Annotated in this window: 7 protein-coding genes and 1 pseudogene; 5 read left to right on the forward strand and 3 right to left on the reverse strand. The window is 55.9% G+C overall.

Going from position 1 to position 9369, the window contains the following annotated elements; genetic code table 11:
- Nucleotides 1–86 precede the first annotated feature (86 nt).
- The 4 genes from ACSZPU_RS20120 (at nt 87) to ACSZPU_RS20135 (ending at nt 1386) form a co-directional block, all read left to right on the forward strand.
- Nucleotides 87–383: a hypothetical protein gene (locus tag ACSZPU_RS20120; RefSeq protein ID WP_499002459.1), complete on the forward strand. Its 297-nt coding sequence runs from the start codon at nt 87–89 to the stop codon at nt 381–383.
- Between the two features lie 132 nt (nt 384–515).
- Nucleotides 516–773, forward strand: a complete 258-nt coding sequence (locus ACSZPU_RS20125) for a hypothetical protein (RefSeq protein ID WP_499002462.1) — start codon at nt 516–518, stop codon at nt 771–773.
- Between the two features lie 161 nt (nt 774–934).
- Nucleotides 935–1108 (forward strand): GhoT/OrtT family toxin, encoded by a 174-nt coding sequence (locus tag ACSZPU_RS20130; protein ID WP_499002464.1) that lies wholly within the window; start codon nt 935–937, stop codon nt 1106–1108.
- Nucleotides 1109–1212: 104 nt separating this feature from the next.
- Nucleotides 1213–1386, forward strand: a complete 174-nt coding sequence (locus ACSZPU_RS20135; RefSeq protein WP_499002467.1) for a GhoT/OrtT family toxin — start codon at nt 1213–1215, stop codon at nt 1384–1386.
- Between the two features lie 60 nt (nt 1387–1446).
- Here ACSZPU_RS20135 and ACSZPU_RS20140 read toward each other — a convergent pair whose 3' ends face one another.
- Genes ACSZPU_RS20140 through ACSZPU_RS20150 form a run of 3 tightly spaced genes read right to left on the reverse strand, consistent with a single transcriptional unit; the run spans nt 1447 to nt 7968 of the window.
- Nucleotides 1447–3618 carry a virulence factor SrfC family protein gene (locus ACSZPU_RS20140; protein ID WP_499002468.1) on the reverse strand — a complete coding sequence of 724 codons (2172 nt, stop codon included), beginning with the start codon at nt 3616–3618 and terminating at the stop codon, nt 1447–1449.
- Nucleotides 3615–6596 carry a virulence factor SrfB gene (locus ACSZPU_RS20145; RefSeq protein WP_499002470.1) on the reverse strand — a complete coding sequence of 994 codons (2982 nt, stop codon included), beginning with the start codon at nt 6594–6596 and terminating at the stop codon, nt 3615–3617. The genes ACSZPU_RS20140 and ACSZPU_RS20145 overlap by 4 nt, the downstream gene beginning before the upstream one ends.
- A 4-nt stretch (nt 6597–6600) precedes the next feature.
- Nucleotides 6601–7968 carry an SrfA family protein gene (locus ACSZPU_RS20150; RefSeq protein ID WP_499002473.1) on the reverse strand — a complete coding sequence of 456 codons (1368 nt, stop codon included), beginning with the start codon at nt 7966–7968 and terminating at the stop codon, nt 6601–6603.
- A 281-nt stretch (nt 7969–8249) separates the two neighbouring features.
- On the opposite strand from ACSZPU_RS20150, the pseudogene ACSZPU_RS20155 reads away from it, so the two are divergent.
- Nucleotides 8250–9296: pseudogene (locus ACSZPU_RS20155) on the forward strand (ABC transporter substrate-binding protein); the annotation flags it as partial.
- Nucleotides 9297–9369 lie beyond the last annotated feature (73 nt).

Here is a 9369-nt window from a genome sequence, read left to right on the forward strand (position 1 = left end):
GTCATGATAATAGGGCCTTCTGATTAGAAGGCCCTATTATCAATGATTTTTATCCTCGTGACGACACTATCTAATGAGAAGTTCTGATGAGAATCAACCCGCTGGTGTTGCTCGTGCTGACCGTGTCCAGTTTGCTGAGTTGCGAAAGCAGTCTGGCCAAAATGCCAATATTGAGTGATGCACAGGTAAAACAGAAGGTGATTGAGGACTCGATAGCGCAATACCCGGGGCCATGCGCATGCCCGTTTAACCACGCCAGGAATGGCAGCAGTTGTGGTAAGCGCAGTGCCTGGAGCAAGCCAGGTGGCTACGACCCTGTCTGCTACGCCGATGAGGTCACGCCGCAGATGATTAAAGACTGGCGTGACCAGCATAAACAGTAGGGTGCGCTCACGCGGCTGTATTGCAATTTGTGATCGTTCACGCATCCTTATCATCATGATGTTGAGCATGTTTCGATGCCGTTTACTCTCGCTGCCTTATAGTGACGTCAGTGAGTCAAGCAGGGCGTAAAAATGTTCGAATTTGCATGTGATAAGTGCGGAAAATCCGTGATCGTCGAAGATTTAGCGGCCATCGTCAAAAATAAGGCGAAGGGGCTAACGTACTGTCCCCATTGCCACATCGGCATTGCGGATGAAAAGATTGTTGCCTGTGCGAAAAGCCAGGCGACAGAGATGATCAATGCAGCGCTCGATTCACTGCAGGCCCGGCGGACTCACGCCCATGTTATGCGTGCCAGAACCGCTGAGGAGCAGAAGACGCCCCTCTGAAACCTTTTTACGTCTGGCTTCATAGCCTTAGCTGCTCTGGAAGACGGCTGCGTACCCATTCTGCTTAATGGCAAACCGCACGATACACGAATAAAACTTGATATATGTCAATAAAACCCGCATATTGCGCCCGTTTTGTTATCACAGGGTTAGTGCGGGTTATGTCGTTATATCAAAAAATGTTGGTTTTCTACGCAATTATGGCGCTGATTTGCGCAATTATTACCTGGTTCTTATCAAGCGATCGTAAACGCATTCGTTTTCTGAGCGCGTTTCTGGTGGGTTCTACCTGGCCGATGAGCTTTCCAGTGGCATTACTGTTCTCAATATTTTGACCTTTTGTTAAATCGTGACGCAATGCGTGACGGGTAAGGCAAAAAAAGCCCTAAAAAATGTGCACCATAGTCTACGTATGTTTTCCATGGAAAGGAGGCGCACGATGGACTTGTTCTTAAAAATGCTGATGTTTTATGGCGTCATGGCCGTGCTGACCGGCATCGCAACCTGGTTTTTATCCAAAGAAACTCGCCGTATCAAAACGCTTAGCGCATGCCTGGTCGGGGCGACATGGCCTATCAGTTTCCCGGTAGCCCTGGTGTTCTCTTTGATTTAGCGTGTTAAGCGTGTCAAAAGCGACAGGCCCGACGCACCGTTTAAGGTGGCCGGGTCTTTTTTATGGCAGTAGCATTTTGAGCTTTTTGCGTGCGGCGGGCGAGACATCATGCGGATGGCTGTACCCCATGTTCTCTACTGAGCGGGTATAAAGTGCGACCAGCCAGTCGTATACATAGCGCGTGGCGGCATGTACAGGCTGCTCGCCCAGACGCGTTAAGCGCTCCGTCGAGCCGGAGGCCACCGAGGCAAATACGGTGCTGCCTTTTTGCACGCGGCTGGCAGGGCGCTGCGCTTCCGGTATATCGGCATAACCCAACCACGCGATAAAGTTGCCAATAGCGGCATACAGCTGGGCCGCGCAGGCGGTATCGCGCTGCATAATCTTCTGCAATTGTTCCGGCATGTTCAGGCGATAGCTGCTGATGATGATGATTTCCGCCATCTGGCGCACAGTTGCAGACGAGAGCCCCAGACGAACAGCGTTGTCGTCATTACGACTCCACTGACGCAGGTGATTGATCCACATGGCGTGTGCCTGCTGGCCTGCGTCGCGCGCCACCTGGGTCTGCTCGCCGGTTTCCGCTGTTTCGCCAAACAGATCGATCGCTTCATTAAACAGGCCGCTGACCTGTTCTTCGCGCGGTTGCTGTACCTTCCACAGGGTGTCAAATTGCTGCATATCCGGCAGCAGACCTTCCAGCAGTTCCCCATGACGTGCCGCGTGCGTCTGCAGTTCACGCACTACCGCTTCGGCGCGGGTACGCTGGGCGGCATTTTCTTTCGCTGGCGCAACCAGCCAGGCCTGCATCAGCTCATGCAGCGCCAGCTGGTGACGTTCGCGCAAGGCTTTGAAGCGATTCTGACGCAGTGCCGGAGCCGTGGCTTGAGCAAGCCACTCGAGAACGCGCTGCAAGCTGCTGGCATCCAGCGCTTGCAGTGTGCCCCAGTGCTGGCCCGGTTTACCGACCAGCTGTTGCACTACCTCGTCAAGGTTTTGCCCACTGGTAAAACGGGCATCATGCGGAGTGATGGTCCATACCAGGCCCGGCAACGCCGTCTCCTGACCAGATTGTGTCTCTTTCACCCAGTGGAGTAACGCTTTTGCTGTCGCCGCCGTGGTGGCGCGGTGCGTCGTGGCATTACAAATCAGTAGCACATCCGGCTGCAGCTGTTGACGATAGATCTCCAGTAGCCAGCGGCATTTACTGTTCCACAGCGGGTGACCATCCTGCGGGGACGGGGTGGGAATATCGAGAATATCCACGCCATCCAGTTCGCTGTTTTCAACGGGCAGCACCAGCTCTTTGGTCAGTAGTGCCAGCGTCGATACCGGAATGCTGACCGCGTTTTGCAACTGCTCTGCCGACCACGGATGCACGACCACTTCACCGGCAATGGCTTCGTTTTCCAGCTCCAGCGGCGTGAGGAAACCTTCGGTCGGCAGGGCAAAATTATCAACTAACAGGCTTAACGGCGCCGCCAGATCGGTAGCGTTACCGGTCTGGTGCAGCGTGTGTGCCAGCGACAGCCACTGCTGCGTCAACTCCTGCTGCTCACCCCATAACAGCGACCAGGCACTGGCACGCGCGCTCAGGTCCAGCGACGGCAGAAGACAGGCGAGCTGATACCACAGGGCGTCGTCCAGATGCTGCTGAGAAGAGGGCACAACCGAGCGCCAGAAGCGGGCGATGGCACCCACATCTTCGGCGGTAATGCCCGGCACCGGGTTAGGCTGGCGCAGCGCGCGCCATTTTGCCAGACGGCTTTCAGTTACCGTCTTGTCGACAACCCGCAGTTCCGGCATCGCCTGCGCGTGGGCGATAAAGATCTGTACCAGATCCGTTTCGCTGATCAAACGCAGGCGCAAAGGGAAGTTATCGTCGACGCGCGGATTCTCGCGGCTAAAACGCAGCGCCATGCTGGTTAACATATGGCCAGGGTTCAGATGGCTGAAATAGTCCAGCGTCTTCTCTCCCAGCAAAACGTGCAGTCGGCCATTGCCGCTGTTGCACAGTGCGCCAAGCAAGTGGGCTTTGGCGGCCTGAGAATGGCCATACAGCCCGACGGTGCAGGGCATTTTTGCCGCCGCATTAAGCGCCGTTTCCTGTGCCGTTAATGCCGTTAATCGCGCCAGCAGCGCATCCGCGTCATCATCCAGCAGCGGTGAAATCTGACGATTATCATTTATCCATGCACTGAGCGCCTGGGTCGTGGTCATGCTTGCACTCATTTCAGATACACACTCCCGCTGTCGATCCAGTAATGGCTACCGCTGTGGCGGCGGTCAGCCAGCGTATTCAATTTAAAGGTTAACGCATCGGCCGGAACCGGCGTACCGTCCTGCAGCCAGGCTTCGCTCAGAATGAACGACTCCGGGCCGTGGTGTTTGTTGCCGCCGCTAAACTGCAAGCGCACATTCAACACCCCGTCACCGGCAATGGTTTTCGCCAGATCGGATGAGTTAATGCTCAGCGTGTAGAGCGGGGTGGCTGGCCAGCGGGCGTTCGCCAGTTGGCGGAAGCCTAAGGTCACATTGCCGCGCAGCGGGAAATGCAGACGGGCATCAAGTTTGGCGTTGGGTTTATCCAGATCGATATCGTGATACCAGATGTTTTCATCACGCAGGGTGTTGACCACATTATCCAGCACGCCGAGATAGCGCACGGTGGAGTACGCGCCGATATCAGCCGCTTTAAAGTTAAAGCGTGGCAGGCGCAGATCCAGTGCCAGGCTACAGAGCATCGCCCCGACCGCAGCGGTGGATTTCGGGTTGCCGATCTTGCCTTGCTGGCTGAACGGATACCATTCATGCACCCGGTATTTATCAAGCCAGATCATGCGGTTAACCGGAACCGGCTGTAAATGGCGAATCAGCGCCTGCACGCCTGGCAGGCAGCCGGGACGCCCGGTAATCAACAGGACATCACAGCAGTAATGGCTGATAGCCTCGCAGACCGCATGCAGCGGTGAAGCCAGAGTAAACTGCCCGGCCAGCATCGCATCCTGCAATTCGCGGAAATTGACCTGCACCGGCACGCTCAGCACATCGAACTCCGGCGAACCGGCAGGCAGCGCATGGTCGATGGCCTGTTTCAGGTAATTCATCACGTTGCGCGTCGGCAGTTGGCTCAGCAGCTCGCCGAAGGTGGCATGCAGCCCGGCCAGCGGATCGTTGATGTCACTCTCTTCCCACGCTGCCAGAATGGCGTGGCCAATCGGCATAAACAGTTGCAGGGTGGTTTGCTGGCGCAGAACGGCCTGGGTATCGATACGCCCGGAGTCGCCAAACAGTGTCGCCAGCAGCGAAGCGGCATCGGTGATACCCGCTTTTTGCAGTTGGGTTTGCATAGCAGGCAGCACGCAGCGTTGAATCACATCGAGCAGAACATCGTCACCGGCAACCTTAAAGCCTTCGCGGAACAGCAGTTGCGGGGTGATTTTGACGTTGCTGCCGGCGCCGTCATCCAACTGATAATGGGTGATCGCCATATCGGTTGTACCGCCGCCGATATCCACCGACGCAACGCGCAGGGAACGCCCCGGACGCGCACCAGGGGCTTCGGCCCGATCCGGGCGAGCGAGCGAGGCGAAGAAGGTTTCGGTTTGCCCGGCGTAGCGGGAAATCGCTTCGTTATACAGCCAGACGAGCTGACCGCAGCTGGCTTCGTCCCACTCCATCTGGATGCGGGGAACCGGCACCACGCTTTTTTCCTGCTGCTTGCGGTTGGCAAAGTCATCGTCCTGCGGATGCCAGCCCATCGCTTTCCAGACGATCGCAATGGCTTCGAACATGCGGCGACGGAATATTTCGCGTTCCTGTTTCGGCATCGCCGACGGCAGGGTCAGAATAATGGTACGTAACTGGCGCGGCGAGGCGGGGAAGCCCAGACGCAGACGGGTGGCAACGCTGTTAATCTGCCCGAGCGCCTGCGACAGCAGCTCACACAGCATGTGTGTCATCAGGGTGCTACGGCTGTATTGCGGCGAAAAGACCGGCAGACGCTCATCGAATGGCAGGGTATAGAGCGGCTGACCTTCGTCGTTCATCAGGTTCATCAGCGGGAATGCGGTAGCGAGCGGCTCGCGCTGCGTCTTGCTGTTCATCTGGCTAAAGCGCCAGTCCTGCAATACCGGGGTTTCATCCCACAGGTAGCGACGCGGGCTGGAAATTCCGCTGTTGCCTTCGGTGCCCAGGCGCTGCATCGCCAGTTTGCGCGCTTCGTCGCCAACGCGCACGATGGAAGGCCAGATAAACGCGTCTTCACGCCCGCTTTCGACTGAGAAATGCTGTTTGCCAAAGCGCGCTTCGGAAAACTCCAGACGGCTGGTGAACAGCGGTTCATTGAGGAATTGCGGCTCGCTTAACGAGCGCACCTGTAGTTCGGCGGTCTGGCGCAGGCCATCGTTGGCATCTCCGTGATCTTCGATAATCACGCCACAGGTATGGGTGTTGCCGACATCGAGAATTAAATCCACCGGAATAGCCGGGGTGCTCAGGGTATGGGTGACGATTTTCACCTCTGGCACCAGAAGCTGCGTGCCCAGCAGGGTCAGCAGGTTTAGCCAGTGCGCCTGATACTCAAAGCCGCGCAGAGCCTGAGTAATTTCACGCTCACTGCGCTGCTCTTCCTGAGTGATGGACTGCAGGAACGCTTCGCGCAGCCAGCCATCCACCCAGGTCTGGTCAAGAAAATCCGCCACTTCGTCATCACGCCAGGCCAGCGCGAAACGGGTACCGTTGAGAATATCGTTCTCTTGCGGTGCCAGCGAGGACGGTGAGTTACCGTTGATCTGGCTATCGAGGGCCAGAGTGACGCGGTGAGTATCGCCCGCGCCATCGGCTTCGCTCAGCTTACGGATCTGCACCCGCGCCCAGTTTTCCGGCCCTTCAACGAAGGTGCGCGGCGGGTTGAAGCGTAGAAACGGAATTGGCAACCATACGCCATCCAGTACCGCCAACGACGCTTGCAGTGACTGGGTGCTTTCCGGTTTAACCACCTCGGCCATGCCGCCATTTTGCGCCGGCAGGGTATAGCGCTCATTGACCAGGTCGTAATCCAGACGCAGCAGCGGGCCATTTGCCGTCTTACGCACAAACCGGCCGCTTTGCGCCGATTCCTGCGGCGTCAGGCCAAAATCAAGAAACTGGACGCCACTGTTGGCGATAAGCGTGACGCTCTGTTTGTAATCACAAAGATTAACCAGCATAAAATCAGGCACCTGTTTTTCTGAACGTCACCGCAACGGGCGTGGTATTCGCTTCAAAGCGCGCGCTGCATTCCGCAATATCGTTGGTTCCGGCTTTGCAGGAGATCTCCGGCATCGGGTAGCGGGAACCGTCGGTGCAACGTGCTGTGCTGCGACTCTTAATCATCAATACCCCGGTTTCGTGCAGGCCGGAGTAGAGGTCAGCGCGACAGTTCAGGTTATTACCTTGAATCACGCGCGCCGTGCCTTTGTTGTTCTGAATCTGAAAACGCATGGTCACATCTTTGCCGGTGGTCTGGTCTTTCACGTCCATCACGACGCGCCAGTTACCATTAAGGAAGCGGGTTGAGCCGGTCTTCACTTCCAGCGCATCCATCACCAGCGCATCTTTCGGGATAGCGGTAATCACCAGCGGTTTTTTCTCGTGTACCGCCGGTTCCGGTGTTTCCACTTTCGGCACAATTACCTCGGCCTGATGGAGCGGCAACTGCGCATTCAGCGTTGGGATATGGCGTGCGACGGCAACCGGAGCCGGTTCAGGCGTGGTAACCACGGGCGCGGACTGTGCGGTTTTCGCTGGCGCGTCTTGTTGCTGATTCAGCAACAGCGGCGCAGCAATCGCCACCACCACGGCGGCCGCGATCGGCAGGGCCCACAGACTATAGCGGCGGCGTTTCACCGGTGCCGGAGCAGGTGTCGGTTCTGGTTCGGGCTCAGGTTCAACCACCGGCGAGGTCATCTGCATCACCGGCTCTTCTTTCGGTGCGGCGGTACTGACGCCCGGCATGGCGACGATCAGCGGTTCGTCGGCGTGGCTGAACGTGACCGTGGCAGCAGGCTCTTCGGCAGGTTCAGGATCCGGCTCGATAACGGCAAGGGGGTCCGGAATATCTTCTTTGCGCAGGCATTCCAGCACATCGTCTCTGGCGCTTTCGTTCAGATTAACGAAGCCCCAGAAGGTGATAACCGGTTTACCGTCGACCAGGAATACGTGGTTTTCGCCAGGGAACTGCAGCGCTTTTTCCAGCAATGAGCCAAACAGTTGCTGCGCGGTTTTCGGCGACTGGATACATTTGCGACTGAGGGTCGCGGCGCTGTCCAGCGTGCTTTCCAGGTAACGTAGGGCACGAAAGCGCGCATCTTCGTCAGCGGCTTTCCAGGACTGGGAACGGCCTTCGATGGGGGAGTACCAGTCGACGCGGTCGCCTTCATCATTCACCTGCGGTATGGCAAGACAGTCAACCAGCGCCTGCTGCTTACGCAGACGCAGCGCTTCACGAATCTGTAGTGCCGAATCAAATACGGCCTGACCGCCGCCGCCCACGGCTTGAAAATCATCAAGATCGCCGCTGCGCAAGAGTGTTTTTGCCACGTTTTCATCCCATAGACTTTTTCACGCGTCTACTGTACGCAATGTCACAACAAGCAAACGGCAGAAGAGAGCGCAAAACCATTGAATTCTCGACGCATTGAGACCGTCTGATAATCCTTGACGGCATGAAGTTCGCTTAAGTTGAATGATAAATTTAATTCTGGTGGAAAATTCAGCAAAAACAACTGGATTATAATAACCTGATAGTGATTCGTTATTTGCCAGTTCACTTCTGCTGTGCTGAGATTAATGCTCCAAATAATAAATAAAGGTCCGAATCTATGTTCGCAAGGAAAACCCTGCTCGCGGTAGCGCTGAGCACGCTGTTACCTGCAGGCGCCGCGTGGGCGGCAAACAATGACACTATCGTCTATTGCTCCGAAGCTTCGCCGGAATCATTCAACCCGCAAATCGCCAGCTCTGGCCCGACGTTTGTTGCCAGTTCGCAGGTGCTGTATAACCGCCTGGTGAACTTTGACCCGGTGAAAAACACTCCGGTTCCGTCTCTGGCAACCGCGTGGACCATCTCTCCGGACGGAAAAACCTACACCTTTACGCTGCGTCAGGGTGTCAAATTTAATAGCAATAAATACTTTAAACCGACCCGCGATTTTAGCGCCGATGACGTTATTTTCTCCGTCATGCGTCAGAAAGATCCTAACCATCCTTATCATAATGTTTCGAAAGGAAATTACGAATATTTCAGCGATGTTGGGCTGGATAAACTGATTCAGGATGTGAAAAAAGTTGATGACTATCACGTTCAGTTTGTTCTGAGCGAGCCTAACGCCGCCTTCCTTGCCGACTGGGGGATGGATTTCGCCTCAATTCTCTCGGCAGAATACGCTGACGCGATGCTGAAAAAAGGCACGCCGGAGAATGTCGATAACTGGCCGATCGGTACTGGTCCGTATGTTCTCCAGCAGTATAAAACCGACGCGCAAATCCGTTATCTCGCGAACCCGAATTACTGGGACGGCGCGGTGCCGACTAAGCACCTGATTTTCGCCATTACTCCGGACGTGCAGACCCGTCTGGCGAAACTGCAAACCAACGAGTGCCAGATTATTCCGGCACCGGCGCCGGTTCAGTTCGAACAGATCAAAGGCAATAAAGATCTGACTCTGCACACCGTTGATGCGCTGAATGTTGGTTATCTGGCCTTCAACACCGAGAAAAAACCGTTTGATAACGCGCTGGTGCGTCAGGCGCTGAACTACGCCACCGATAAAAAAGCGATTATCGATGCGGTCTTCCTGGGTTCCGGTACGGTCGCCAAATCGCCGCTGCCGCCGAATATGCTGGGCTACAAAAAAGACCTGAAAGACTAGATAGTGTCGTCACAAGATTTTAGCCCAGAGAGCGATGCATCTGATCTGGACGGCAGCGAGAAATGAGGCC

It is taken from the genome of Phytobacter sp. V69 (assembly GCF_965644215.1).
Taxonomy (GTDB): domain Bacteria; phylum Pseudomonadota; class Gammaproteobacteria; order Enterobacterales; family Enterobacteriaceae; genus Phytobacter.

Excerpts from the sequence above, each read along its gene's own strand:
- ACSZPU_RS20145 (WP_499002470.1), bottom strand. The coding sequence starts at position 6,596 with ATGCTGGTTAATCTTTGTGATTACAAACAGAGCGTCACGCTTATCGCC.
- ACSZPU_RS20120 (WP_499002459.1), top strand. The coding sequence starts at position 87 with ATGAGAATCAACCCGCTGGTGTTGCTCGTGCTGACCGTGTCCAGTTTG.
- ACSZPU_RS20125 (WP_499002462.1), top strand. The coding sequence starts at position 516 with ATGTTCGAATTTGCATGTGATAAGTGCGGAAAATCCGTGATCGTCGAA.
- ACSZPU_RS20130 (WP_499002464.1), top strand. The coding sequence starts at position 935 with ATGTCGTTATATCAAAAAATGTTGGTTTTCTACGCAATTATGGCGCTG.
- ACSZPU_RS20140 (WP_499002468.1), bottom strand. The coding sequence starts at position 3,618 with ATGAGTGCAAGCATGACCACGACCCAGGCGCTCAGTGCATGGATAAAT.
- ACSZPU_RS20135 (WP_499002467.1), top strand. The coding sequence starts at position 1,213 with ATGGACTTGTTCTTAAAAATGCTGATGTTTTATGGCGTCATGGCCGTG.